Source organism: Herbiconiux sp. VKM Ac-2851 (assembly GCF_013205105.1).
Classification (GTDB): domain Bacteria; phylum Actinomycetota; class Actinomycetes; order Actinomycetales; family Microbacteriaceae; genus Herbiconiux; species Herbiconiux flava.
Genome location: NZ_JABMLJ010000001.1, coordinates 307467 through 332343 on the forward strand (window position 1 = coordinate 307467; position 24877 = coordinate 332343).

The following is a 24877-nucleotide window of genomic DNA, read 5'->3' on the forward strand; positions in this document are numbered from 1 at the left end:
ACGGCATGAGCGGCCTGGATGCGGTGCACCTCGTCCTGGTCGGGCGGACGCTTCGGGGGACCCTCGGGGAGGCGTTCCGGGCGGAGGCCGTGGCTCTGGTCGGCGCCGGGGACGCTGCGGAGTCGGCCATCAGCCGGACGGTGGAGCTGACGGCGGTCGCGGTGAGTTCTGCCGGGGCGGTGCGGGTGCGGGCGTCGATCGCCGATCCGTCGTTTCCCGGCGGGGGCGGTGCGGGTGCGGGTGCGGACGTGGGCGCGGGTGCCGCGCCGGATCGGCCGGGGTGGCAGCGGTTCGTCGTCGCGGTGGAGGAGGTGGCGGGCATCCGGCCGCTCGTCGGGCCGCCCGGGGTGGATCTCGCGCGGACGGTGACGGTGGAGGTCGCTGCGCCTGACGGCGCGCGGCCTCGGCTCGAGGTGCACGTGGTGGAGCGGGGCTAGGCGCGGGTCGGAGGCAGGCCGGTGGTCTGGGCCTGTTCCGGTGCCGCGGTCGGTGCCGGGGTCGCGGCCGGTGCCGCGCGGTCCAGGCGCCAGCGCGCCTCGAGCGCGAGGGTGGCCGCGAGTTGCGTGGAGAGGAACGTGACCGGTGGGGCAGGGCGGCTCCAGTCGTCGCCGACGCGGCCGGTCTTCTCAGCGGACTGGGTGCGGATCAGGGCATCCGTGGACCCGGTGATGAAGTGGATGAGTGCCTCTCGATCTGGCCCGGCAGTCAGCGCGGCAGCCACCTCGGTCAGGTAGCGGATGTGGATGCCCTTGAAGAGGCCGGCGTCGCCTCCGCCGGGGTGGTCGGCCCGGGCCGTCTCGTTCTCGACGAGGCCGTGCGGTGCGAGGCGGGGGAGCGCGGCGCGGGTGACGCGGGCGGCGGCGGCCGGAGCATCCGGAACCCAGGCACGCTCGAGGATCGCGGCGGCGACCACGCCCTGGTTGTAGCTGAAGACCCAGTCGGCGTCGACGCGGTGGTCGCCCTGGCGGTTAACGCCGTCGAGCACGGTGCCGTCGTCGGCGACGAGGCGCTGCTCGAGCCAGTCGACGGTCTCGTCGGCGGCGTCGCGGTAGCGCGGCTCACCCGTGCGGGCGTGCAGGCGGGCCGAGGCGAGGGCGAAGGTGCCGTTGCTGGGTGCGTTCTTGTAGGCGGGCTGCTGCTCGCGCCAGGCGACGCTCGGGCCCTCGAGGTCGTTCCAGCCACGGGTGCGGATGCGCTGCCAGAGCGACGCGGCGTCGCGGAGGTGCTGGGCGTCGGCGGTGGCGTCGAAGAGGCCGATCAGGGCGAGGGTCAGCCAGCCCATGTCGTCGAAGTAGTCGTTGGCGAGGCCGCGGTTGCGGATCCTCAGCAGGCGCAGCACGCTCTCGGCCTGGCGGAGGCGGCGCTCGTCGCCGGTGCGGTGGAAGGCGTCGAGGCGGGCGTCGATGAGGTGCGAGAGCCACCAGTGGTTGAGGGGGAGAAGTTGCAACGCATGCCGCAGCCGGGGTGGGGAGATGTTCAGCGCCAGGCCCGGGATGAGGATCGCCTGGAAGTGGTGGTCGAGGGTGCGCTGGGCCCGGTCGGCGGCGTACGAGGCAGCGGTTCGCGTCTCCTCCTGCACAGCCACACCCTACGGCGGATCGGTGCACATTCGACATCCTGCTGTCGTCGGCCGGGCACGGATGCACGAGACTGTGCAGATGGCCGAGAAGATGTCCTCCCCCCAGCGCCTGGTGCTGGTCGTGGCGATCCTGAGCGCGTTCATCTCGTTCCTCGACGCCACGGTCATCAACGTCGCGCTGCCCGCCATCAGCCGCGAGCTCGGCGGCGAGCTGTCGTCGCAGCAGTGGGTGGTCGACGCCTACCTCATCACCCTCGGCGCGGTCATCCTGCTGGCGGGGTCGCTGAGCGACGTGTTCGGGCGCAAGCGGGTGCTCCTCGTGGGGCTGCTCGGGTTCGGCGTCACATCGCTGGCCTGCGCCTTCGCGCCCACCATCGAGTTCCTGATCGTGTCGCGCGGGCTGCAGGGCGTTGCCGGGGCACTGCTCGTGCCGTCGTCTCTGGCGCTCATCCTCGCGAACTTCAGCGGGCCCGCCCAGAGCCGAGCCATCGGCACCTGGACGGCGTTCACCAGCGTGGCCAACATCGCCGGCCCGATCCTCGGCGGCGTGCTCGTCGACCAGTTCACCTGGCGGCTGGTGTTCGGCATCAACGTGCTGCCGATCATCGTGGCCGTCGTGCTCGTGGCGAAGCTGCCGAACGACGCCCACCACACCACGGGCGCCCGCATCGACGTGTTCGGCGCCGTGCTCGGCATCCTCGGGCTCGGGCTGCCGGTGTTCGCGCTGATCGAGCAGGCGAACTTCGGTTGGGGTTCGCCGGTCGTGCTCGTGCCGCTGATCGTCGGCGTGCTGGCCTTCGCCGCCTTCCTCGTGCACGAGCGGCGGGCGTCGCAGCCGATGCTGCCGCTGTCGCTGTTCCGGGTGCGCAACTTCTCGGTCGGCAACGTGTCGACGTTCCTCATCTACGGGGCGCTCTCGCTCGGCTTCTTCAGCATCGCCGTGTTCCTGCAGCAGGTCGCCGGCTACACCGCCACCGAGGCGGGCTTCGCCATGATCCCGACGAGCCTGCTGCTGATCAGCCTCTCCTCCCTGTTCGGGCGGCTGTCGGGCCGCATCGGGCCGCGGCTGTTCATGACGGTGGGGCCGATCCTCGCCGGTGCCGGATTCCTGCTGATGCTCCGGGTCGACGAGAGCGCCGACTACCTCACCCAGGTGCTGCCGGCCATCGTGGTCTTCGGGCTCGGCATGGCGATCACGGTCGCGCCTCTGACGGCGGCCATCCTCGGCGCCATCGATCCGGCGCGCTCGGGCATCGCCTCGGCGGTGAACAATGCGGTCTCCCGGGTCGCGGGCCTCATCGCGGTCGCGCTCGCGAGCCTCATCGCCGGCACTGCAGTGCTCGACCTCGAGGGCTTCCACCGCGTGGTGCTCGTCACGGCGATCTTCTTCGTGGCGGGCGGCCTCGTCTCCCTCGCAGGCATCCAGAACCCCAAGCGCGCCGCCCCCGCGCCGACGTCGCATGCACCCACCCCCGTCGCTCCCGCGCCGACGTCGCCGGCGCCCACGCCCGTCGCTCCCGCCTCGGCGTCGACCGCTCCCGCCTCTACGTCGCCAGCGCCCGCCCCCGCCGCTCCCGCCTCGGCGTCGACTGCGCCCGCCTCAGCACCGACTCACGCGCCCGCCCCGGGCGAGCCCATCACCTGACCCCATCGGTCGGCGCCTGCCGCGGGGCAGCGCGCCGCGCCCGCGAGTTCGACGTGGCGCCGAAAACGGTCGGCATGCGCCCACGGCGACGGCCGCTCCCAGCGCGTCACCAGCTTGCTGCAAGGAGGCTGGGCGAGACTGGGCGCATCCCCCCATTGTCACGAAGAGGACTCATGCGCTCACTCCCGGCCTTCGCCGCCGCAGCCGTCGCCGCCACGCTCCTTCTGGCCGGCTGCTCGGCCTCGACCCCCTCGTCCGACGACGCGACGTCGTCGCCGGCCGCCGACGCCGTCCAGTGCGCCACCGATGGCAGCGCCTCGAAGGCCGTCACCGTCACCGGCGACTTCGGCGCCCTGCCGACCACGAGCTTCACCGGCCCGCTGAACGTCGACACCACCGAGCGCAGCATCGCCATCGAGGGCGACGGCGAGACCATCGAGACCGGCATGACCGCCACCGTCGACTTCACCGTGTACAACGGCACCAGCGGCACGAAGGTCTTCTCCACCCTCGACGAGGGCGGCACGGCGCTGCAGCTCAGCACCGACGACACCCAGTACATCCCGGGGCTCCTGAAGGCGGTGCTCTGCAGCACGGTCGGCTCGCGCGTCGTCGCGGTCATCCCGCCGGCCGAGGCGTTCGGCGACACCGGCAACGAGTCGCTCGGCGTCGCGGCGAGCGACTCGCTCGTCATGGTGGCCGACGTCGAGGCGATCATCCCCGACCGCGCGAACGGCGTCGACCAGCCCGCCCAGGACGGCTTCCCCACCGTCGAGCTCGCCGACGACGGCGCCCCGACGGTCACGATCCCCGACGCCGACCCGCCGACCGAGCTCGAGATGGAGACCCTCAAGAAGGGTGACGGCGCGGTCGTCGGCGACGGCGACAACGTCACCGTGCAGTACCAGGGCGTCATCTGGGGCACCGGCAAGGTCTTCGACCAGAGCTGGGGCACCGGCGGCCCAACCACGTTCCAGACCACGGGCGTCGTGAAGGGCTTCTCGGCCGCTCTCGTCGGCCAGACCGTCGGATCCCAGGTGCTCGTCGTCATCCCGCCGGAGCTCGGCTACGGCAGCGAGGGCAACACGGCCGCCGGCATCTCGGGCACCGACACCCTGGTCTTCGTCGTCGACATCCTGGCGAGCGCCTCGGCGTAGCCCGCCCGCAACCGCACCACCCCGACGGGGCCGACCTCCACCGAGGCCGGCCCCGTCTGCGGTCGCGGCCGAGATCGCGCTCCACCCGCGGTCAGGGTCCACCCCGCGGTCGCGGTCCACCCGCGGTCGCGGTCGACCCGGGGTCGCGGTCCGCCCGGGGTCGCGGTCGACCCACGGTCGCGGTCCACCCGCGTTCGCGGTCCACCCCACGGTCGCGGTCCACCCGCGGTCGCAGCCCACCCACGGTCGCCGGTCGTCCGCCCCTCTGCGACCGGTGGGGCGTTCGCGCACGGGAGCCGGCTGGCGACCTCACCATGCGCTCGGCACCCGCCGGGCGTGCGCGACGGCAGCAGGCGGCCCATCGGCGACCCGCCCCAGCGCAACCAGGGCGGATGCGTCATGATGGCGGGGTGAGACGCGTCATCATCCTCGGTTCCACCGGCTCCATCGGCGTTCAGGCGCTGGATGTGATCCGGGCCAATCCCGAGCGCTTCGAGGTGGTCGGCCTCGTCGCCGGATCCAACCGCACGGTGCTCGACGCCCAGGCCGCCGAGTTCGGCGTCGCCGACACCGGCCTCGGCGAGATCGAGGCCGAGCAGCTCGTGCGCGACATCGACGCCGACGTCGTGCTGAACGGCATCACCGGCAGCGTCGGCCTCGGCCCGACCCTCGCCGCCCTCGAAGCCGGACGCACCCTCGCCCTCGCCAACAAGGAGAGCCTCATCGTCGGCGGCGACCTCGTGCGCAGCGCCGCGAGTCCAGGGCAGATCGTGCCCGTCGACTCCGAGCACTCGGCCATCGCCCAGGCGCTCCGGTCGGGTACGGCGAACGAGGTCTCCCGGCTCGTGCTCACCGCCTCCGGCGGCCCCTTCCGCGGCCGCACCCGCGAGCAGATGAAGGACGTGACGCCCGGCGAGGCCCTCGCCCACCCCACCTGGGACATGGGCCTCGTCGTCACCACCAACTCCGCCACCCTGGTGAACAAGGGTCTCGAGGTGATCGAGGCGCATCTGCTGTTCGACGTCGCCTACGCCGACATCGAGGTGACCGTGCATCCGCAGTCGGTCGTGCACTCGATGGTCGAGTTCATCGACGGGTCGACGATCGCCCAGGCATCGCCTCCCGACATGCGGCTGCCGATCTCGCTCGGTCTCGACTGGCCGAACCGAGTCGCCGGCGTCGGCACCCCGCTCGATTGGACCGCCGAGCACGACTGGACCTTCGCCCCGCTCGACGAGGTCGCCTTCCCCGCCGTCGCCCTGGCGAAGCAGGTCGGGCGCGCGGGCGGCAGCTTCCCGGCCGTGTTCAACGCGGCGAACGAGCAGGCGGTGGCGGCGTTCCACGCGGGGCGGATCGGCTTCCTCGACATCGTCGACACGGTGCAGCGGGTCGTCGACGCGCACGAGATGCCGGGGGAGACGGTCACGCGCGAGTCCCTCGCCGAGTCCGAGCTCTGGGCGCGGTCTACCGCCGACCAGCTGATCGCCGCGCACTAGCCGCCCGTCGGGCAGCCGGCCGCCGAGCAACCCCGAAGGGGCGGAGGCGAGAGAGAAGCACGCGCGTCGAGCATCCGTTCAGCCAACGATCAGCGCCGCCATCGGAGCGGCGGGTAGTGTCCTCGTGTGGAAACGGTCCTGCAGTTCATTCTCGGCGTGCTCATCATCGCCGTCGGGCTCGCCGTCTCCATCGGCCTGCACGAGGTCGGCCACCTGGTGCCCGCGAAGCTGTTCGGCATCAAGGTGACGCAGTACATGATCGGCTTCGGCCCAACCGTGTTCTCGCGCCGCAAGGGCGAGACCGAGTACGGCTTCAAGGCCATCCCGCTCGGTGGCTACATCTCGATGATCGGCATGTTCCCGCCGCGCCGCCAGGGCCAGAAGGCGGTGGCGAACAGCACGGGCTTCTTCCAGTCGATGGCTCAGGATGCACGCGAGCAGTCCCACCTCACCATCGGCGTCGACGAGGACGACCGCGCCTTCTACCGGAAGCCCGTCTGGCAGCGCGTCATCGTGATGCTCGGCGGGCCGTTCATGAACCTCGTGCTCGCGGTCCTCTTCTTCTCGATCACGCTCGTCGGCTTCGGCACGGCGCAGTCCTCGACCACCATCGGCAGCGTCTCGGCCTGCGTGCTGCCCGCCACCAGCGAACGCCAGAGCTGCGAGACGGGCGACCAGCCCTCGCCCGGTGCCGCGGCCGGGCTCCAGCCGGGCGACACCCTCGTCAGCATCGACGGCACGCCGATCGACACCTGGGAGCAGTCGACGGCGATCATCCGCGACGCCGCCGGCGAGACCCTCCCGGTCGTGGTCGAGCGCGACGGCGCTGAGCAGACCCTGAGCCTCACGCCGCTCCTCACCGAGCGCTACGTCTACGGCGACGACGGCAAGATCGCCACCGGCCCCGACGGACAGGAGCTCACCGAGGAGGTCGGCTTCGTCGGCATCGGCGCCGCCAGCGAGCTCGTGCCCCAGCCGATCACCGCGGTGCCCGCGTTCATCGGCGAGAACATCGGCCACACGGTCGCCCTCGTCGCAAACCTCCCGCAGCGCCTCTACGACGTCGCGCAGGCCGCCTTCGGCTCGGGTGAGCGCGACCCGAACGGCCCGATCAGCGTCGTCGGCGTCGGCCGGGTCGCCGGCGAGATCGCCTCGATCGACACGATCCCGCTCGCCTCCAAGGCCGCGAGCCTGCTCGGCCTCCTCGGCTCGCTGAACATCGCGCTGCTCGTGATCAACCTCGTACCGCTCACCCCGCTCGACGGCGGTCACGTCGTGTCGGCGCTCTGGGAGGGCATCCGCCGCTTCGTCGCCAAGCTCTTCAAGCGCCCCGACCCGGGACCGGTCGACGCGGCGAAGCTGATGCCGCTGACGTTCGCGGTCGTCATCCTGTTCGGCGGCATGACAGCGCTGCTCGTGTACGCCGACATCGTGAAGCCGATCGACCTCTTCGGCTGACGGGCGAGCGGATGCGCATCCGCTCGTCACCGTGACCCGCCACGTCGTCGGCGCCGACCGCTCCGGCCGCGCATCCGCTCGTCACCGGGGCCTGCCGCCTATCGGCCGAGGCTCGGCGAACACCCAGGATACGGACCGCGCTGACCGTGCATCCAGCCGACGGATCTAGACTGAACCCGTGCCTGCAGTCAACTTGGGGATGCCCAAACCCCCGCCCGAAACCCTCGCTCCCCGTCGGAAGTCCCGCCAGATCAAGGTCGGCAAGGTCCTCGTGGGCGGCGACGCCCCGGTGAGCGTGCAGTCGATGACCACGACGCCCACGCCGAACATCAACGCCACCCTGCAGCAGATCGCCGAGCTCACCGCCTCGGGCTGCGACATCGTGCGCGTGGCCGTGCCCTCGCGCGATGACGCCGAGGCGCTGCCGATCATCGCGAAGAAGTCGCAGATCCCGGTGATCGCCGACATCCACTTCCAGCCGAACTACGTGTTCGCCGCGATCGACGCGGGATGTGCGGCGGTTCGCGTGAACCCCGGCAACATCCGCAAGTTCGACGACAAGGTGGGCGAGATCGCCGCCGCGGCCAAGGCCGCCGGGGTCTCGATCCGCATCGGCGTGAACGCCGGCTCGCTCGACCCCCGCCTGCTCGAGAAGTACGGCAAGGCGACCCCCGAGGCGCTCGTCGAGAGCGCCGTCTGGGAGGCGTCGCTGTTCGAGGAGCACGACTTCCACGACTTCAAGATCTCGGTCAAGCACAACGACCCGATCGTCATGGTGAAGGCGTACCGTCTGCTCGCCGAGCGCGGCGACTGGCCGCTGCACCTCGGGGTCACCGAGGCCGGGCCGTCGTTCCAGGGCACGATCAAGAGCGCGACGGCGTTCGGCATCCTGCTGTCGGAGGGCATCGGCGACACCATCCGCGTCTCGCTGTCGGCCCCGCCGGCCGAGGAGGTCAAGGTGGGGCTGCAGATCCTGCAGTCGCTGAACCTGCGGGAGCGCAAGCTCGAGATCGTGTCGTGCCCCTCCTGCGGGCGCGCGCAGGTCGACGTGTACAAGCTCGCGAACGACGTCACCGACGGGCTCGAGGGCATGACCGTGCCGCTCCGCGTCGCCGTGATGGGCTGCGTCGTGAACGGCCCCGGCGAGGCCCGTGAGGCCGACCTCGGCGTCGCCTCGGGCAACGGCAAGGGCCAGATCTTCGTCAAGGGCGAGGTCATCAAGACCGTCCCCGAGTCGGAGATCGTGGCGACCCTGATCGAGGAGGCCAACCGCCTCGCGGCCGAGATGCCCCCGGGCGAGCTCGGCGCCCCCGAGGTCGTCACCGTCTGACCGACGGTCGGTACGGGAGGAGAATGCTGTCGTTGACCCCATATACGGGTCAAGGGCCCGATTCTCCTCCCGTACCGACGTGCCGGGTCACGCGCGGCGGCCGCCCGGCGGCCATCGGTGCTCGCCCGCCCGCACGAGCTGCAGGATCACCCGCTCGCACGCGTCCCAGTCGAACGTGACCTGCCGCCAGCTGAGCCGGAGCACGCGGTACCCGCGCCGAGCGAGCTCGAGGTCACGGCGTCGGTCCTCCTCGAATGCCGTCCTCGACGAGTGCCAGCGGTACCCGTCCAGCTCGAGCACCAGACGGTCGCCGAGCAGCAGATCGACCCGGCCGACGCCCTCGATCTGAACCTGGCTCCGCAGGCGCACCCGCCGACTCCGGATGCGCAACCTGGCCTTGGTCTCGAGGCCCGAGCCGGAGGCGGGGTCGACCAGCAGCAGGTGGTCGCGGTGCACCGCCGACAGAGGCGCGAAGACCCGTCGCAATTCGGCTATCGTCACCAGGCCCTGGCCGAGCGCCGAGTCGAGCGACACGACCGCATCCAGCCTCGACTGGCACAGGGATGCGCAGGCGAGCGCGGTCGCGACGTCGTCGAACGCGGTGCGCGGTGGGGCGATCAGCGCCGAGCGATGCAACCGTGCAGCGCGATCCACCGAGCGGGAGTGGCCGGCATGCGGCGCGACCCGCACGTGCAGCCGGTCATCATGGGCCGTCCAGACCTGTCGGTGGTCGAGGAGCGAGGTGCAGCTGAGAGCGCCGCCGATGGTGACCGCATCGACCAGGAGGGCCGAGGCGTCGGGCAGGGCTACCCAGCCGCGTCGCAGTCGGCGGATCGTGCCGGCCCGCACGGCCGCGTCGACCTCCCGCGGAGAGATCCCGCGCCCGGCAAGCGCCGACACTGACGCCACCCCTCCCGCCGCCGCCAGCTGCTCGATCATCCACCGAGGATGGTGGCCGAAGCGACGGCCGGTGAGGGCGACACGCAGGTGGTGGACGGCCGAACGCCGGCCGCGTCTGTGCAGGAGCGGGCGGGTCAGGGGCGGAGGTTGTCGCGCAGGGTGGGGCCGGGGTAGCGGGGCGCGAGGGCGCCGCGGCGGCGGAGTTCGGGCACCAGGAGTTCCGCGAGGTCGGCGACGCCCGAGGGCGCGGCGAGGGGGCTGGCGAACATGTAACCGCCGCGCGCACCGGTGGCGGCGAAGTTCTGCTCGAGCTCGTCGGCGAGGGAGGACGCCGTTCCGCAGAGCGTGTGGTCGAGCCCGGTCGCGTGCCGCCAGCCGTGCTCGAACAGCTCCGCCCGTGTGAGCGACGCCGACGGCCCGAGCTCGGCGACGAGCGCCCCGACGAAGCCGCCCTGGGCGCCCTGCACGCGCTTGACCTCGTCCATCAGCTCGCCGAGGGTGAAGCGCCCGGGCAGCGTCGAGAAGTCGAAGCCGACGTTGTGCGAGAGGAACGCCCCCACCGCCTCCTCGTGCCAGAACGCCGCGACCTCGTCGCGCCGAGCGGCCGCCTCGCGGGCGCTCCGCCCCACGATCGCCTGCGTCGCCCAGAGGATCCCGACCGAGGCGGGGTCCCTCCCCGCGGCGACGAGCGCCGCGTCCAGGGCAGAACGGTGCCGTTGCTGGCCGGCGACACTCCCGCCGAAGCCGAACACGAGCTCCACGAACTCCGCCGAGGTCGCGATGCCCTTCGGCGAGTTGCCCGCCTGGACGAGCACCGGCGACCCCTGCGGGCTCGGCATGCTGGCCAGCGGCCCCTTCACGCGGAAGTACCGCCCGACGTGGTCGATCGCGGCGATCTGCGAGGGGTCGGCGAACCGTCCCGACGAGCGGTCGGCGATGATCGCCGAGGCCGGTACGGATGCCCAGAGCGCCCGGCAGACGGACATGAACTCGCTCATCCGGTCGTAGCGCTCGTCGTGGTCCATCCGCTCGTCGAAGCCGTAGTTGGCGGCGTCCGCCCCGCGCGCCGACGCCACGACGTTGAAGGCGATGCGCCCGTTCGTCACGTGGTCGAGCGAGTTCAGCAGCCGGGCCACGGTGAACGGATGCAGGAAGGTCGACGAGTAGGTCAGCCCGAAGCCGATGTGCTCGGTGACCGCGGCCATCGACGTCACGACCGGGCTCATGTCGTGGCGCGGCCACTGGATGCCCCACTCCAGCGCCGCGTCCATCGAACCGCGCCAGGTGTCGGGGATGCCGCTGCCGTCGCCGAAGAAGAGCAGGTCGACCCCGGCGCGCTCGGCGGTGCGGGCGATCTCCTGGTAGATCCGCACGTCGGGGAAGCCGGCGCCGATCCACGACCCGGGCCGAGCCCAGCGCCCCTCGGTGTGGGCGAACGACAGGTCGAAGGCGGTGTGCATCCCGGTCATGCGGCGCTCCAGAGTCGTTCGATGTCGGTGACGCTCCGCACGTCGGCGACGTTCAGCGCCATGCTCGCGAGCGCCGCCTCGTGCAGGGCGACGTCGTAGGCGGCCGTCGCGTCCCGGGCGACGACGACCGGCAGATCGTGCTGGGCCGCATCCGTCGCCGTCGCCTGGATGCAGCACTCGGTCGTCAGCCCGGCGACCACCAGCCAGCCGGCCTGCAGCTCGTCGAGCACGCCGGCGAGGGAGGTCTGCGCGAAGCCGCTGTAGAACCGCTTCGGCACCTGCGGCTCTCCGGGCGCCGGCGCGAGCCGCCACCATTCGGCGCCCGGGCTCCCGGCCACGCAGGGGAAGGCGTCGGTGGGGGAGTCGAGGCTCCCGGTCTGCAGCCACGCGCTCGCGCGCCACGGCCGGGCCGGGTCGTAGGCGAGCTCGACCCAGACCACCGGCACGCCGAGCCGTCGCGCGGTGTCCACGAGCTCGCCGCACCGGGTGACTGCGGCGTCGACCGCGGCGAGGCCCGCCTCGTCGACACCCCATTCGGCCAAGAGCGCCGGGTCGGCGAAGTCCCGCTGCACGTCGACCAGCACGAGCACCGGATGCCCGGCGGCACGCAACCCGGCCCCCCGCACGTCCTCGTCCCCGCTCATGCCCGCACCCCCTCGAGGCTCCGCAGCTCCGGCAGCACGGACTCCCCGAACACCGGAAGATCCGCCAGGTAGTCGGGGAAGATCAGCATCAGCCCGTCGAGCTCGGCGGTGTCCATCACGGTCGCGATGTGCTCCACGACCCTCGACGGACCGCCCGCGACGTACACGGTCTGGAAGGCCTGCTCGCCGTCGGCTCCCTCCGCCCAGGCGAGCGCCCGCTCCTCGGGCATGCCCCACGACTTCCGCATGTTCGCCAGGGCGACCCGGTCGAGCCCGCGGCCGTACTCCGTGGCCCGGGCGGTGGCGTCGGCATCCGTGTCACCGAGCACGACCGTGAGCATCGCGTAGGTCTTGACCGAGCGCCCGAGCGAGGCCGCGCGGTCGTGCACGTCGCGGGAGGAGGCCCGCATGTCCTCGAGCGTGTCGGCACCGAGGAACGCGCCGTCGGCGTATTGCGCCTGGAAGGCCCGGCCCGCCGGCGAGGTCGCGGCGTTGATGATCTCGGGCCTCGTGACCGGATGCGGCCGGGACTGGCAGTCGGTGAGGGTGTAGAACTCACCGGCGTGCGTCACCGAGTCCTCGCTCCAGAGCCGCGTGACGAGGTGGGCCCACTCCGCGGTCATGCGGTAGCGCTCGTCCTTCGTCATTCCCGCGTCCCAGATGCCCATCTGCTCGAACTCGTCGGCGTAGGAGCCGTTGACGATGTTCATGCCGGCGCGGCCGTGGCTGATCTGCTGCAGGGTCGTGAAGACCTTCGCGGCGAACGCGGGGTTCTGCATGTTGGCATGGATCGTGGCCCAGACCTTCACCCGCTCGGTGGCCTCGGCGATGCCCGCCATCATCGTCATCGACTCGATGGTCTCGCCCCAGTGGTCGGTCGAGCCCCCGAAGCCGCGCCATTTCGCCATGGCCATCACGAAGTCGAGCCCGATCTCCTCGGCGAGGCGGGCGATCTGCTTGTTGTGGTCGTAGTCGGCGGGCGGATACGGGGCCGTCGTCGAGACGAGCCACCCGCCGGCAGCGTTCGGCAGGAAGACGCCGTACTCGCGGGGCGACACGGGCGACGCAGGCGACGCGGGCGGCACGGGCGAAACAGGTGATGCGGACATGGTGCTCCTCCAGTTCGAGTGCGCCGGCGGACGCCGACGAACCAGGACACGGTGGGAAGCGTGCGATGCGAACCGTGGTTGCGTCGCGGAGTCCAGCCTGGTCCGAGTATAGGAACCCCGCGTTTCGGGCGGGTTACGCCGCGGACGACTCCGTCAGCGGCTCCACACGCCCGGGGCCGAGCACCACGAGGACGGCGACGCGGAGGTCGCGCGCGGCCGCGGCGAGCCAGCCGCGGCGGGCGAGGAGGGTGGCGACGGTGGGGCTGACGCAGAGCACGGCGCGAGCATCCGGAACCAGGGCCTGCCGCACCCAGACCAGTTTGAACAGATCGGCCGCCACCTTGTTGCGCAGGGTCGACTTCACCGCCCCGCCGTTGAGCACGAACTGGGCGACGACGGTGCCCTCGGCGTCCATCGCCTCGACCTCGACGGCGGTGCCGTCGGGGAGGGTCAGCCGACGGGGCCGGAGGGCGGTGCCGAGGTGCTCCGCGAGGGCCGCGGCCGCCTCGGCCTCCGGGCTCCCGGGGCCGTAGCGCGTGCTGTCCGTCTCGTTCATCTCACCACCCGCGATCAGGATGCCAGTGCCGCGGGCGGCGCAAAGAGTCCGTGACGAACCTTTTACACGCTCGAAATAAAACGATTTACATCGGGGCGCGGGGTGTTGTTAGTGTGCCGAACACGCGATCGCTCACGCAGCTCCATCACGGGCACGCCGGCTCCACGAAATTCCCCCCCCAGTCAGCCGGGACCTCCCCGGCGCCTCTCGGAAGGCCTCGTATGTCACCTGCACCGCTCCTGAAGACCAAGCCCTCGCTCCTGAAGACCAAGCCCCTCGTGGCCCTCGCGGCCCTCTCCGCCTCAGCCCTCGTGCTCACCGGATGCTCGGGCTCGAGCACCGCCTCCGAGCCGAGCGCCTCGGCCTCGGGCGGCAGCGACCTGATCAGCGCCGAGCGCTGCGCCGAGAACGAGGCGGCCGGCCCGATCACCTTCCTGACCTCGTTCGGCTACGTCGCCTCGGCCGGCCTCCTCGACGTGATCACGGCCAAGGAACGGGGGGTGTTCGAGGACCTGTGCCTCGACGTCACCCTCCAGCCCGGCTCGAACAACGCCCAGCTCGTGAGCGCCGGCACCGCCCAGTTCGCCGGGGTCGGCAGCCCCTCCGACGTGCTCGTCGCCATCGACAACGGCGCCGACATCTCGGGAGTCGCGACCTACGGCAACACCGTGGCGATCACCTTGATGACGATGACCGACGGCGGACCGGCGTCGCTCAAGGACTTCAGCGGCCTGACCGCCGGCTACAAGGGTGCGATCCCGCCGCAGATCCAGGCGATGTTCCTCGCCGAGGACGTCGACCCGGCGACGATCAACTGGGTGTCGGTGGGCTATGACCCGACCATCCTGCCGAACGACCAGGTGCAGGCGCTGACGGGCTACAAGTCGAACGAGCCGCTGGCGCTCAAGGCCCAGGACTACGACATCACGGAGTGGGACCCGGCCGAGTACGGCATCGAGTCGGCCTTCAACACCCAGATCGTCAACAACACCTTCAAGGAGGAGCACCCCACCGCGGTCGAGGACTTCCTGCGCGCGAGCCTGTACTCCTACGACTGGATCAACGAGTCCGACGCGAACCTCGACGAGGCGCTGTCGTACGCCGAGGCGCTGTCGGATGCCGGGTATGACCTCGAGTCGAGCCGCGCCCGCTGGGCCACGGAGGTCGGCCTGATCGACGAGAGCCAGCCCGAAGGCCTGCCGATCGGCGGCGAGACCGTCGAGCAGTGGACGCCGGAGGCCGACATGCTCGTGCAGTTCGACCTCGTCAAGGCCGAGCCCGACGTCGAGGCCGCGATCGACCCGAGCTTCATCGAGGCCATCCACGACGGCACCGAGCTCATCTGGCCCGCTCCGTGAGAGCCTGGCTGCAGACGGGGTTCGGGGGGCCGGAGGTGCGGCGGCTGACCGAGGTCGCCGCACCCGCTCCCGCCGACGACGAGGTGACTGTGCGGATGCTCGCGGTCGCCCTCAATCGTCTGGACGTGCTGCAGCGGCGGGAGCCCGTCATCCCGGGCATGACCGTGCCCCACGTGGCGGGGATGGACCTGATCGGGGAGGTCGTGGCGGCGGGAGCGGCGGACGACCTGCTCGGTGCCGTGGTGCTGATCGATCCGGTCGTCAGCTGCGGACGCTGCGAGCTGTGCCTCGCCGAGACGCCGACGTACTGCGAGGCGTTCCAGACCATCGGCTCCACGCGCGACGGGGGGATGGCCGAACTGGTCACGGTCCCGGCGCGCAACTGCACCGTGGTGGACGTGGCGACCGACGACTCCGACTCGCTCGCGCGGCTCGCGGCCGTGCCGGTCGCCGGCGCGACCGCCTGGCGAGGGCTGCTCGGAGCCGGCGGGCTGCGCGCGGGGGAGACCGTCGTCATCCCCGGCGCCGGCTCGGGTCTCGGGGCGGCGGGCATCCAGATCGCGCTCGCCCACGGGGCCGACGTGATCGCCCTCGTCTCGGGCCCCGCCAAGAAGACGCGGGCCGAGCAGAGCGGCGCCCGGCTCGTGATCGACCGCACGGCCACCGACGACTGGGTCGCCGAGGTGCTCGGCGCCACGGACGGCCGGGGTGCCGACCTGGTCTGGGACCACGTCGGCGGCCGCTTCCTCGGCCAGGCCCTCCGCGCCACCCGGGCCGGCGGCCGGGTCGTGCTCTCGGGCACCACCGACGGGCTCGACACCGAGCTGCACCTGCCCGACCTCTACCAGCGCGGCCGCAGCATCATCGGGCACGGCAGCTACAGCCGGGCCGACATGGCGGCGGCGGTCGCGGCGTTCGGCACCGGCCGCTTCGAGGTCGTGATCGACAGCGTGTGGGGGTTCGAGCAGCTTCCCGAGGCGGAGGCGCGGCTGGAGAGCGACGCCTTCTTCGGCAAGATCGTCGTGCTCGGCCCGTCGTTCTCCACCTCCACCGCACCCGAACGGAAGGACGCCGCATGAGCGACACAGCCATGAGCGACACGACCGCGCAGATCGAACTCACCGGGGTCGGCCGCACCTACACCCGCGGCAAGAAGACCGTGGAGGCGCTCACGGGCGTCGACCTCACCATCGAGCAGGGGGAGTTCATCACCCTCTTCGGCCCGTCGGGTTGCGGCAAATCGACGCTGCTGCGGCTGATCGCCGGGCTCGACACCCAGACCACGGGTGAGATCTCGATCTTCGGCAGCACCCCGAAACAGGCCTCAGCGCGAAAGGACATCGCGTGGATCCCGCAGTCCTCGGCGCTCCTGCCCTGGCTCGACATCGAGTCGAACGCCTCGCTGTCGTCGGTGGTCAACACCCGCGCCGACCGCAGCGGTGCGACCACCCGGCGGCCGGAGGCCGCCGTCGGCATCCTCGAGGAGGTGGGACTCGGCGACTTCCGCGCCTCCCGCCCCGACCAGCTCTCCGGCGGGATGCGGCAGCGCGCCTCGATCGCGCGCGGATTCGCGCAGGGGGCGCCGCTGATGCTGATGGACGAACCGTTCTCGGCACTGGACGAGCTCACCCGCGACACCCTGCGCATCCGTCTGCTGGAGCTCTGGGAGCACCACCGCAAGACGATCGTCTTCGTCACCCACTCGGCGATGGAGGCGGTGCTCTTGAGCGACCGGGTCGTGGTGATGAGCCCGCGGCCGGGCCGCATCCGCGAGGTGGTCGACATCGACCTGCCCCGGCCGCGCACCTGGGAGCTCACGGAGACGCCGGAGTTCACCGCCAAGGTCGCGCAGGTCAAACAGATCCTCTGGAGCGCCTGGGAGGGTGACGAATGACCGTCGGAATCGATCCCCTGAACCCCGCGGTGGCCGTCGCGCCCGCGCGCCGCAGCCGCCCGCGGATGTCCTCGCGCACGGGAGGGGCCCTGCTCACGGTCGGCGCCCCGCTGGCCCTGTTCGTGCTGCTCGCGATCGCCTGGCAGTGGACCGCGGCGACGTTCAAGAGCGTGCTCCCGCCGATCCAGGACATCGTGACCGACATCGCGGGGCGGCCGGAGTTCTACCTCGAGAACCTCCTCGTGACGCTCGAGGCCGCGCTCCTCGGCTTCGTGATCGGCGTGGTCGTCGCGCTGCTGCTGGCCGCCGCGATCGTGCACTTCCGCTTCCTGCGGGCCGCGATCATGCCCGTGGCGCTGCTGCTGAACGTCACGCCGATCGTCGCGATCTCTCCTGCCCTCGTGGTGGCGTTCGGGTTCAATCAGATCCCGCACGTGATCGTCGCGGCGCTCAGCGCCTTCTTCCCGACCCTGATCAACTCGATCACCGGGCTCCGCGCGGTCGACCCGCAGGCCCTGGAGGTGTTCGACGCGATGTCGGCGTCGCGCACGGAGGTGTTCTTCCGGCTCCGGGTGCCGTCGAGCCTGCCCTACCTCTTCGCCGGGGCGCGTCTGTCGGTGGCGGCGGCCGTGATCGGCGCGGTGGTGTCGGAGTTCACCGGATCGAGCAAGGGGATCGGTGCGGTGATCGTGATGGCGACCACGTACCTCAACCTGCCGCAGATGTGGGCGGCGATCTTCTTCTCGGCTCTCACCACGCTGGCGCTGCTCGGTCTGGTCGGGCTCCTCGAACGCCTGGTGGTGCGCTGGTAGCGTCGGCACATGAAGATCGTCCCGCCCGGCCGCGGCCCGGTCACGCTCCGCGACGTCGCCGAGCACGCGCGGGTGAGCATCGCCACCGCGAGCAACGCTCTCACCGGGGCGCGGCGGGTCGGCCCCGACTCCGTGGAACGGGTGCTCCGCTCGGCGGCCGAGCTCGGCTACCGGCCGAACGGGGTCGCGCGGTCGCTCCGCACGGGGCTCCACCGGAGCATCGGCCTCGTCATCCCCGACGTGACGAACCCCTTCTGGGCGGGGATGGTCAGCGTGATCGAGGGGCTGGCCGACGAGTCGGGCTTCCAGCTCTCGCTGGTCAACACGGGCTTCGACGCGGGGCGCGAGTCGGCGTCGCTGACCCGGCTCGCCGGGGCGGTCGACGGCGTGCTGCTGTTCTCCACGAACCCCAGGGCGACGATGCTCGCTCCGGCTCTCGCCGGCGGGCTGCCGATCGTGGCCGTCGACGAGGGCTTCGAGCTGGAGGGCGTCGGCGGCGTGTACTCCGACAACGCCGGCGGGGGACGGCTCGCCGCGGAGCATCTCGTCGACGCCGGCGGCACGGTCTTCGGACTGCTCGCCGGCCCCGCCAGCCTCACCACGGCCGCTCAGCGCAGCGCCGGTTTCGCAGCGGGGCTCGCCGGGCGCGGGGTCGATCCCTCCCGCCTCCACCGGGTGACCGCTCCGTACTCCTTCGAGGGCGGCCGCGAGGGGGTGCGCCGGATGCTCGCCCGGCACCCCGAGGTCGACGCCCTCTTCGCGTGCACCGACAACCAGGCCATCGGTGCCACCTTCGAGGCGCACGACCTCGGCCGGGTCGTCCCCGACGACCTCCTGGTCTGCGGATTCGACGACATCAGCTGGGCGTCCCGAATCACTCCGACGCTCACCACGCTGCGCCAGGACTCCGCCGGCATGGCCCGCCGTGCGTTCGTGCAACTGGTCGAACTCGTCACCCACGGGGGAGAGCCCGAGGTCACGGTCTTCCCCGTGACCCTCGTGGAACGGGCGTCGACGCGCCGCGTTACGACTGTGTAAAACGTTTTAGGGCGGCTCGCGGCGGCCCGACCGCCTCGGCGATGCTGGAGGCATGGTCAAGCCTCTCTCCCTCGGCGTGTTCGAGATCCTCACCCCCTCCAACGGCGTCCCGACGTGGCGGCACCCGAACGGCCGGGGGGACCGGTACGGCAGCCCTGAGTACTGGACCGGGCTCGCGAAGACGCTCGACGACGCGGGCTTCGACTTCATCCTCTTCGCCGACAGCTACGGCTACCCGCAGATCGACGGCGACGTGCCGGAGGAGGTGCTGACGCACGGCATCCTCTTCCCGGGCTACGACCCGATGCTGCTCGTCGCCGCGCTCTCGCAGGCCGCCCCCTCGCTCGGCATCGTGGTGACCTCGTCGACCTCGCTCGAGCAGCCGTTCCCGACGGCCCGGCGCTTCGCCACCCTCGATGCCTTCACGAACGGCCACATCGGCTGGAACGTCGTCACCGGCAGCACCGCCCAGGTCACCGAGCAGCTGTTCGGCATCACCCAGTTCGACCACGACGCCCGCTACGACGTGGCCGACGAGTTCGTCGACCTCGCGCGCAGCCTGCTCGAGGACGTCTGGGACGACGACGCCTGGGTCTTCGACCGCGAGAGCAACACGCTGATCGACCCCGCGCGCATCCGCCCCGTGTCGTACCGCAGCGAGCACTTCTCCAGCCACGGGCTGTTCAAGGTGCCGCCGGGGCGTCAGCGCACGCCGGTGCTGTTCCAGGCCGGCATGTCGGGGCGGGGCCGCGACTTCGGCGCGCGCAACGCCGAGGCGATGTTCATCCAGGGCCAGACCGCCGAGCAGGCGCGCACGGCCTCGCAGGACATCCGTTCCCGGGTCGCCGCCGCGGGCCGCGACCCGCACGACCTCAAGATCATCAGCGGCGTCACGGTCACGGTGGCCCCGACCCGCGAGGAGGCGCTCGCGAAGCGCCGCGAGCTCGAGGAGCAGTTCTCGATGGACGACGCGGCGGTGCTGTTCGCGGGCTTCACCGGCATCGACCTCCGCGCCCTCGACCGCTCGATGCTTATCGCGGAGATCGCCGGCACCGACCAAGGTCACACCCCGCTCGACCGGTACCGCTCCATGCCCGGCATCGAGACGGTGCAGGACGTGCTCGACGCCTTCCGGGTGCAGGAGCGCGGCTTCGTGATCACCGGCTCGCCGGCCGAGGTCGCTGAGGAGCTCATCGCCACGGCCGAGACCGCCGACCTCGACGGCTATCTGCTGGAGCCCACCTTCGGCGACTCCGGGGCCTACGAGGAGTTCATCGCCCTGGTGCTGCCCGAACTCGAGGCCCGCGGTGCGTGGCGGCAGCCCGACCGCTCGCTCACCCTGCGCGAACGCCTCGGCTTCGCCGGCCCGCACCCGGGCTTCCGCCCCTCCACGAAGAACCTCGAGCAGGGCGCCTGAGCCGTCAGGGGGCCGTCGTCGAAGCCGAGGCCTTGGGCGCGGTGGGTGCCGGCGGGACGACGGCCGCGTCGGGGAGCGGCGCGACCGGGGCCTCGACCGGGCCGCTGCCCGGCTCGGCGCCCGAGCCGCGACGCGCCGTGTCGGCCGGGGTCTTCGCGGTCTCCACGACGATCGGGTGCGCCTCCGCGTAGCTGTCGTGACGGATGCCCGTGACCTGCCACGACACCTCGATGCCGGGCTTGTCGGTCTTCAGCGCGAAGCTGTTCTTCGCGATCTTCCGCGAGACGATCGCCTGCGCGAACCCGCCGCCGATGACGGTCAGCTGGTAGCGGAAGTCGCGGTTGAGTGCCTCGAAGTAGTCGGGCAGCGTCACGGTCGCGTCGCCCTTCGCATCGGTGGTGACGTTGCCGTTGTAGACGTTCATCATGTCGGGCGACTCGACGAAGGAGTGCGAGAGCCACTTGTTGTCGGGGTCGAGCGGATGGTCGATCTGGAACGAGCCGGCCGACTTCGAGAGGGTTCCCGTGACCCGGGCGTTCCCCGAGGCGTAGAGGGCGTAGCCCTGGGGGCTCGCGGACGAGCCGAACAGGCCGTAGTTCTCTCCGCCGGCGCCGGTCGCGCGCCCGTAGACCCCGAAGGTGGCGCCGTCGCCCCAGACGCCGACATAGGGGCTGTTGCCGCGCACGCTCGCCGTGCCGCCGTTCTCGGCGAGCACCGCGTACTTCCCTCCGGTGGCGCGCACGGAGTAGTCGGTGCCCGACGCGTAGACCGCGGTCGCCCCGAACGCCCGCACGCCGAAGACCGCTCCGTCGGCCTGAAGGCCCGTGTCGGCCCCTGACAGGGCGCCCCCGTACGTCGTTCCCTCCCCGCGCACGGCGATGGCCCCCCGGGCATAGACGCCGAGGCTTCCGCCGTCGCAGTAGGCCGCCGTCTCGTTCGACTTCGCGAACACGCCGTACCCGCCCTTGGCGATGCCCGAGAGCGCCCGGCCCGCCGTTGTGGTGGCGGTGCTCGTGCCCTGCACCGCGATCGTGCTCCCGACCGCGTCCAGCCGGGCCTTCGGGTCGGTGACGCCGAGTCCGAGCCGGCCGATGGCCGAGAGCCGCATCTTCTCGCTCAGGCTCGAGGCGGAGTCGTTCTTCGTCTTGAAGATCAGCGGTGCACCCGCATTCGTCGGGCCGAGGAAGTTGCTCGTGGTGACGCCGGTGTTGCCGCCGAGCGTCCACGGGGTCGTGGCGGGAGCCGCCTCGGCGGCCGGGGCGCCGGCGAGGGAGAGGGCGGCGACGCCGGCCGCCGCTCCCGCGAACAGGAAGCGGCGGGGGAACCGCCGCTCGAACTCCGGCGAGACCGGATCGGTGGTGAGGGCGGTGGAGCTGACGTTCTCGGGCATGGCGACCTCCGTGGCGGGCACGCGCACGTCGCGCGTGTTGCGCGAGAGTGTAGCGGCGGAAGACCCCCGGGGATACGGCGGATTCAGCCGAGGCGGATGCGCGGGGCCGCTGCCAGGAGCGCCTGCGTGTACGGGTGCGCCGGGCTGTCGAAGACGGCGGATGCGCGTCCCTGCTCGAGCACGCGACCGTCCTTCATCACGGCGAGCGTGTCGCTCATGTGCTGCACCACGCCGAGGTCGTGCGAGATGAAGAGGTAGGCGACGCCGTGCTCGCGCTGCAGCCGGTCGAGCAGGTCGAGGATCTGCGCCTGGATCGACACGTCGAGCGCCGACACCGGCTCGTCGAGCACGATCACGCGCGGCGACGGCGCGAGGGCGCGGGCGATGGAGACGCGCTGGCGCTGTCCGCCGGAGAGCTCGAGGGGGCGGGCTCCGGCCAGCGACGGTGAGAGCCCGACATTGTCGAGCAGCTCGGCGAGCAGTTCGTCGACGGGGCGGGGGGCGGATGCTCCCCGGAGGGCGTCCGCGAGGATCTGCCGCACGGTCATCCGCGGGTCGAACGACGAGAGGGCGTCCTGGTAGACGGCGCCGACGAGCGGACGTCGGGCGCGGCGGTCGCGCTCGGGCCCGGGCGCCCAGGGGAGCCCGTCGAGGCGAACGGTGCCCGCGTCGGGGTCGGCGAGGCCGAGGGCGATGCGGGCGAGGGTGGTCTTGCCCGATCCGGACTCGCCGACGAGGCCGAGGGTGGTGCCCGCGGGGAGTGACAGCGTCACGTCGTCGACCGCGAGCCGGTCGCCGAACCGCTTCGAGACGCCCGAGATCTCCAGCACGGGAACCGTCGACACAGGCGGCACCGGCCGAGCGGCCGTCGACGCGGCGGCGGGCACGGGTCGCGCCGGCGACGCTGCCGCCGCGCTCAGCGCCACCCCGCGCGGCACCCCCGTCGGCACCGCCCGCAGCAGCGCCTTCGTGTACTCGTGCTGCGGGTCGCCGAGCACCTGTGCCGCCGGCCCCGACTCGACGACGCGGCCGGCGCGCATCACGAGCACGTCGTCGGCGATGCGCGAGACGACCGCGAGGTCGTGGCTGATGAAGAGCAGGCCGGTGCCGGCGTCGCGCACGCTCTCGAGCAGCGCGAGGATCTGCGCCTGCACCGTGCTGTCCAGCGCCGTCGTCGGTTCGTCGGCGATCACGAGGCGCGGGGAAGCGGCCAGGGCCGAAGCGATCAGCGCGCGCTGGCGAAGGCCGCCCGAGAGCTCGCCCGAGCGCTGGTGCACGCGCGATCCGGGGTCGGGCATCCCGACCGACTCGAGCAGCTGCAGCACCCGCGCGCGCCGCTCGGTCGCGGAGAGCGGCGTGTGCAGCCGCAGCGCGTCGCCGATCTCGCGCCCGATGGGCCGCAGCGGGTCGAGCGACACGAGCGCGTCCTGCACCACCAGCCCGATCGACCGGCCGCGCAGCCGTCGCCAGGCCGACGCCGAGAGGCCCCGCGCGAGGCCGTCCGCTCCGACGGGTCCGAGAACGGATGCTCCGCCCACCTCCAGCGCCGACGCCGACGTCCACGCCCCGGCACCCGCCAGCCCCACCAACGACCGCGCGGTCACCGACTTGCCCGAGCCCGACTCGCCCACGATCGCCAGCGCGCGACCCGCCTCGAGCGTGAAGGACACCCCGTCGACCACGGCGGGACCGCGCCGGGACCCGCGCCCGCCGAAGCCGACGTGCAGCTCCTCGACCCGCAGCAGCGTCTCGCTCATCGCGCCCCCCGCTTCTGCAGCGCCCGCCCCAGCACGGTCGTCGCGGCGGCCGCCAGCACGATCGCGAGCCCGGGGAAGAACGTCATCCACCAGGCCGTCGCCAGGTAGTTCTTGCCGGCGTAGAGCATCGCGCCCCACTCGGCGGCGGGGGGCTCGGCGCCGAGGCCGAGGTAGCTGAGCGCGGCGGCCCAGACGATCGCCTGGCCGACGCCGAGCGTCACCAGCACGAACACGGGCAGCAGGGCGTTCGGCAGGATGTGCCGCACCAGGATGCGCCCCCGCGACCGTCCGAGCCCCACCGCCGCCTCCACGTACGGCGAGGTCGCCACCGACCGCGCCTGGGCCCGGATGATCCGCGCGTACCCCGGCGCCGTCGCCAGCCCCACCGCGATCGTCGAGGTCACGATCCCCGGTCCGTAGACCGTGATCACGAGCAATGCCAGCAGCAGCCCCGGGAACGCGAACAGCACCTCGAGCAGCCGGTTCACGCCGAAGTCGACGACCCGGCCGCCGAGGGCGGCGGCGAGACCCAGCACCAGCGCGAGCGAGATGCCGATCGCGGTGGCGGCGACGCCGATCACGAGCGAGGTGCCGGCGCCGTGCACGATGCGGGTGTAGATGTCCCGGCCCGATTCGTCGGTGCCGAGCGGATGCCCCCACCGCGGTGAGAGGAACGCGTCCACCGGGGCGATCGCGAACGGGTCTCCCGGTGCGAGCACCGCGGGTGCCACGGCCGCGAGAAGCAGCAGCGCCAGCACGGCGACGGCGACCCACTGGGCGGGGCCGAGCATCCGTCGGCCCCGCCGGTCGGCCGGTGCGACGGAGGCAACCGTCGACACGGGAGGAAGACTCATGCCCGGGCCTCCTCGGCGGAGGCCGGCAGCGCGGAGGCCCGTCGCGACGGGCGGGAGGGCCGCGAGGCGGCCAGCCGCGGGTCGGCGATCCGCGACACCACGTCGGTCAGCAGCGTCATCACCACGTACCCCACCGCGACGACCAGCACCACGCCGATCACGAGCGGCACGTCGCGCAGCTGCACCGCGTTCAGCAGCGTGCGCCCGAGCCCCGGCCGGGCGAAGATCGTCTCGACCACCACTGCGCCGGAGATCAGCCAGCCGAACGCCCAGCCCGAGAGGGCGATGCCGGGCAGGGCGCCGTGCCGCAGCACGTGTCGCCAGCGCACCCCGGCCTCGCTCTCGCCGCGCGCACGGGCCGAGAGCACGAACGGCGCCTCGAGCGCGTCGAGCACCGACTCGCGCATCACCTGCCCGAGGAATCCGGCGAGCGGCAGCGCGAGGGTCAGCACGGGCAGCACCAGCCCGGCCAGCGCGTCGGTGCTGACCGCGGGGAACCAGCGCAGCGTCGTGCTGAACACGAGCACCAGCACGGTCGCCAGCCAGAAGTGCGGCACCGCGGCCGCCACGATCTCGAGGCCCGAGCCGACGGCGGCAGCGACCCGGCCCCCGCGGGTCGACCACACGGCGAGCCCGAGCGCGAGCAGCCAGGCGACGGTCAGGGCCAGCACGGCCAGCAGCAGGGTGCCGCCGATCTGGCTGCCGATGATCGACGCCACCGACTGCCGCTGCGAGTACGAGGAGCCGAGGTCGCCGGTGACGAGCCGGCCGAGGTAGCGCAGGTACTGCACCCAGACCGGCTCGTCGAAGCCGTACTCGGCGCGCACGGCGGCCAGCGCCTCGGCGCTCGCCTGCGACCCCGGCCCGCCGAGCACGGCCTGGGCCGGGTCGCCCGGGATCAGCCGCAGCCCGAAGAACGTCAGCGTCGCCGCCGCCCAGAGCACGAACACGGCCCCGCCGAGAGCGGCGCCGACCCGCAGGGTGCCGACCCGCCGGGCACCGCCGCGCATCCGC

General features: G+C 72.3%; 22 protein-coding genes. 12 read left to right on the top strand and 10 right to left on the bottom strand.

Annotated elements, in window-relative coordinates:
- Positions 1–5: 5 nt before the first annotated feature.
- The gene (locus tag HQQ85_RS01410) at positions 6–437 is read left to right on the top strand and encodes a hypothetical protein (protein WP_173180727.1); all 432 of its coding nucleotides are present in this window, start codon (positions 6–8) and stop codon (positions 435–437) included.
- Here the strand turns inward: HQQ85_RS01410 and HQQ85_RS01415 are convergent.
- The gene (locus HQQ85_RS01415) at positions 434–1579 is read right to left on the bottom strand and encodes a glycoside hydrolase family 76 protein (protein ID WP_173180728.1); all 1146 of its coding nucleotides are present in this window, start codon (positions 1577–1579) and stop codon (positions 434–436) included. The two genes, HQQ85_RS01410 and HQQ85_RS01415, sit on opposite strands and share 4 nt — an antisense overlap.
- Before the next feature lie 79 nt (positions 1580–1658).
- Here HQQ85_RS01415 and HQQ85_RS01420 point away from each other — a divergent pair, with 79 nt between their 5' ends.
- The 5 genes from HQQ85_RS01420 (at position 1659) to ispG (ending at position 8665) form a co-directional block, all read left to right on the top strand.
- Positions 1659–3224 carry a DHA2 family efflux MFS transporter permease subunit gene (locus HQQ85_RS01420; protein ID WP_254069079.1) on the top strand — a complete coding sequence of 522 codons (1566 nt, stop codon included), beginning with the start codon at positions 1659–1661 and terminating at the stop codon, positions 3222–3224.
- Positions 3225–3397: 173 nt separating this feature from the next.
- Positions 3398–4381, top strand: a complete 984-nt coding sequence (locus HQQ85_RS01425; protein ID WP_173180729.1) for an FKBP-type peptidyl-prolyl cis-trans isomerase — start codon at positions 3398–3400, stop codon at positions 4379–4381.
- Positions 4382–4791: 410 nt separating this feature from the next.
- Positions 4792–5877 (top strand): 1-deoxy-D-xylulose-5-phosphate reductoisomerase, encoded by a 1086-nt coding sequence (locus HQQ85_RS01430; protein ID WP_371741717.1) that lies wholly within the window; start codon positions 4792–4794, stop codon positions 5875–5877.
- 126 nt (positions 5878–6003) lie between these two features.
- Positions 6004–7335 (top strand): site-2 protease family protein, encoded by a 1332-nt coding sequence (locus HQQ85_RS01435; RefSeq protein WP_173180731.1) that lies wholly within the window; start codon positions 6004–6006, stop codon positions 7333–7335.
- A gap of 178 nt (positions 7336–7513) precedes the next feature.
- Positions 7514–8665 (top strand): flavodoxin-dependent (E)-4-hydroxy-3-methylbut-2-enyl-diphosphate synthase, encoded by a 1152-nt coding sequence (gene ispG / locus HQQ85_RS01440; RefSeq protein WP_173180732.1) that lies wholly within the window; start codon positions 7514–7516, stop codon positions 8663–8665.
- Between the two features lie 87 nt (positions 8666–8752).
- Here ispG and HQQ85_RS01445 read toward each other — a convergent pair whose 3' ends face one another.
- The 5 genes from HQQ85_RS01445 to HQQ85_RS01465 form a co-directional block, all read right to left on the bottom strand.
- On the bottom strand, positions 8753–9604 hold the full coding sequence (locus HQQ85_RS01445) for an endonuclease domain-containing protein (protein WP_173180733.1): 852 nt from the start codon (positions 9602–9604) through the stop codon (positions 8753–8755).
- Positions 9605–9699: 95 nt separating this feature from the next.
- Complete coding sequence (locus tag HQQ85_RS01450; protein ID WP_173180734.1) at positions 9700–11034, bottom strand: NtaA/DmoA family FMN-dependent monooxygenase; 1335 nt, start codon at positions 11032–11034, stop codon at positions 9700–9702.
- Positions 11031–11678, bottom strand: a complete 648-nt coding sequence (locus HQQ85_RS01455) for a cysteine hydrolase family protein (protein ID WP_173180735.1) — start codon at positions 11676–11678, stop codon at positions 11031–11033. Before HQQ85_RS01455 ends, HQQ85_RS01450 begins: the two co-directional genes overlap by 4 nt.
- Positions 11675–12787, bottom strand: coding sequence for an LLM class flavin-dependent oxidoreductase (locus tag HQQ85_RS01460; RefSeq protein WP_173180736.1), 1113 nt, complete (start codon positions 12785–12787; stop codon positions 11675–11677). Before HQQ85_RS01460 ends, HQQ85_RS01455 begins: the two co-directional genes overlap by 4 nt.
- A 133-nt stretch (positions 12788–12920) precedes the next feature.
- Positions 12921–13343, bottom strand: coding sequence for a hypothetical protein (locus HQQ85_RS01465; RefSeq protein ID WP_216851397.1), 423 nt, complete (start codon positions 13341–13343; stop codon positions 12921–12923).
- Between the two features lie 221 nt (positions 13344–13564).
- On the opposite strand from HQQ85_RS01465, the gene HQQ85_RS01470 reads away from it, so the two are divergent.
- Genes HQQ85_RS01470 through HQQ85_RS01495 form a run of 6 tightly spaced genes read left to right on the top strand, consistent with a single transcriptional unit; the run spans position 13565 to position 19862 of the window.
- Entirely contained in the window at positions 13565–14701 is a 1137-nt protein-coding gene (locus tag HQQ85_RS01470; RefSeq protein WP_173180737.1) for an ABC transporter substrate-binding protein, read from the top strand.
- A complete protein-coding gene (locus tag HQQ85_RS01475) occupies positions 14698–15780 on the top strand; it encodes a zinc-binding dehydrogenase (protein WP_173180738.1) in 1083 nt (360 codons plus the stop codon). The genes HQQ85_RS01470 and HQQ85_RS01475 overlap by 4 nt, the downstream gene beginning before the upstream one ends.
- Positions 15777–16595, top strand: a complete 819-nt coding sequence (locus tag HQQ85_RS01480) for an ABC transporter ATP-binding protein (protein ID WP_173180739.1) — start codon at positions 15777–15779, stop codon at positions 16593–16595. Before HQQ85_RS01475 ends, HQQ85_RS01480 begins: the two co-directional genes overlap by 4 nt.
- Positions 16592–17407: an ABC transporter permease gene (locus tag HQQ85_RS01485; RefSeq protein WP_216851398.1), complete on the top strand. Its 816-nt coding sequence runs from the start codon at positions 16592–16594 to the stop codon at positions 17405–17407. The genes HQQ85_RS01480 and HQQ85_RS01485 overlap by 4 nt, the downstream gene beginning before the upstream one ends.
- 9 nt (positions 17408–17416) lie before the next feature.
- Positions 17417–18445: a LacI family DNA-binding transcriptional regulator gene (locus tag HQQ85_RS01490; protein WP_173180740.1), complete on the top strand. Its 1029-nt coding sequence runs from the start codon at positions 17417–17419 to the stop codon at positions 18443–18445.
- Between the two features lie 52 nt (positions 18446–18497).
- Positions 18498–19862, top strand: coding sequence for an NtaA/DmoA family FMN-dependent monooxygenase (locus tag HQQ85_RS01495; RefSeq protein WP_173180741.1), 1365 nt, complete (start codon positions 18498–18500; stop codon positions 19860–19862).
- A gap of 4 nt (positions 19863–19866) precedes the next feature.
- Here HQQ85_RS01495 and HQQ85_RS01500 read toward each other — a convergent pair whose 3' ends face one another.
- The 4 genes from HQQ85_RS01500 to HQQ85_RS01515 form a co-directional block, all read right to left on the bottom strand.
- Entirely contained in the window at positions 19867–21252 is a 1386-nt protein-coding gene (locus tag HQQ85_RS01500) for a hypothetical protein (RefSeq protein ID WP_173180742.1), read from the bottom strand.
- 83 nt (positions 21253–21335) lie between these two features.
- The gene (locus tag HQQ85_RS01505; RefSeq protein WP_173180743.1) at positions 21336–23009 is read right to left on the bottom strand and encodes an ABC transporter ATP-binding protein; all 1674 of its coding nucleotides are present in this window, start codon (positions 23007–23009) and stop codon (positions 21336–21338) included.
- Entirely contained in the window at positions 23006–23863 is an 858-nt protein-coding gene (locus tag HQQ85_RS01510) for an ABC transporter permease (RefSeq protein WP_173180744.1), read from the bottom strand. The genes HQQ85_RS01505 and HQQ85_RS01510 overlap by 4 nt, the downstream gene beginning before the upstream one ends.
- Positions 23860–24873 carry an ABC transporter permease gene (locus HQQ85_RS01515; protein WP_173180745.1) on the bottom strand — a complete coding sequence of 338 codons (1014 nt, stop codon included), beginning with the start codon at positions 24871–24873 and terminating at the stop codon, positions 23860–23862. Before HQQ85_RS01515 ends, HQQ85_RS01510 begins: the two co-directional genes overlap by 4 nt.
- Between the last annotated feature and the right edge of the window lie 4 nt (positions 24874–24877).

Bases quoted from the DNA above. Each gene is read 5' to 3' on its own strand.
- HQQ85_RS01410 (WP_173180727.1), top strand. From the start codon at position 6: ATGAGCGGCCTGGATGCGGTGCACCTCGTCCTGGTCGGGCGGACGCTT.
- HQQ85_RS01420 (WP_254069079.1), top strand. From the start codon at position 1,659: ATGGCCGAGAAGATGTCCTCCCCCCAGCGCCTGGTGCTGGTCGTGGCG.
- HQQ85_RS01425 (WP_173180729.1), top strand. From the start codon at position 3,398: ATGCGCTCACTCCCGGCCTTCGCCGCCGCAGCCGTCGCCGCCACGCTC.
- HQQ85_RS01445 (WP_173180733.1), bottom strand. From the start codon at position 9,604: ATGATCGAGCAGCTGGCGGCGGCGGGAGGGGTGGCGTCAGTGTCGGCG.
- HQQ85_RS01450 (WP_173180734.1), bottom strand. From the start codon at position 11,034: ATGACCGGGATGCACACCGCCTTCGACCTGTCGTTCGCCCACACCGAG.
- HQQ85_RS01455 (WP_173180735.1), bottom strand. From the start codon at position 11,678: ATGAGCGGGGACGAGGACGTGCGGGGGGCCGGGTTGCGTGCCGCCGGG.
- HQQ85_RS01460 (WP_173180736.1), bottom strand. From the start codon at position 12,787: ATGTCCGCATCACCTGTTTCGCCCGTGCCGCCCGCGTCGCCTGCGTCG.
- HQQ85_RS01465 (WP_216851397.1), bottom strand. From the start codon at position 13,343: ATGAACGAGACGGACAGCACGCGCTACGGCCCCGGGAGCCCGGAGGCC.
- HQQ85_RS01470 (WP_173180737.1), top strand. From the start codon at position 13,565: ATGTCACCTGCACCGCTCCTGAAGACCAAGCCCTCGCTCCTGAAGACC.
- HQQ85_RS01480 (WP_173180739.1), top strand. From the start codon at position 15,777: ATGAGCGACACAGCCATGAGCGACACGACCGCGCAGATCGAACTCACC.
- HQQ85_RS01485 (WP_216851398.1), top strand. From the start codon at position 16,592: ATGACCGTCGGAATCGATCCCCTGAACCCCGCGGTGGCCGTCGCGCCC.
- HQQ85_RS01490 (WP_173180740.1), top strand. From the start codon at position 17,417: ATGAAGATCGTCCCGCCCGGCCGCGGCCCGGTCACGCTCCGCGACGTC.
- HQQ85_RS01495 (WP_173180741.1), top strand. From the start codon at position 18,498: ATGGTCAAGCCTCTCTCCCTCGGCGTGTTCGAGATCCTCACCCCCTCC.
- HQQ85_RS01500 (WP_173180742.1), bottom strand. From the start codon at position 21,252: ATGCCCGAGAACGTCAGCTCCACCGCCCTCACCACCGATCCGGTCTCG.
- HQQ85_RS01505 (WP_173180743.1), bottom strand. From the start codon at position 23,009: ATGAGCGAGACGCTGCTGCGGGTCGAGGAGCTGCACGTCGGCTTCGGC.
- HQQ85_RS01510 (WP_173180744.1), bottom strand. From the start codon at position 23,863: ATGAGTCTTCCTCCCGTGTCGACGGTTGCCTCCGTCGCACCGGCCGAC.
- HQQ85_RS01515 (WP_173180745.1), bottom strand. From the start codon at position 24,873: ATGCGCGGCGGTGCCCGGCGGGTCGGCACCCTGCGGGTCGGCGCCGCT.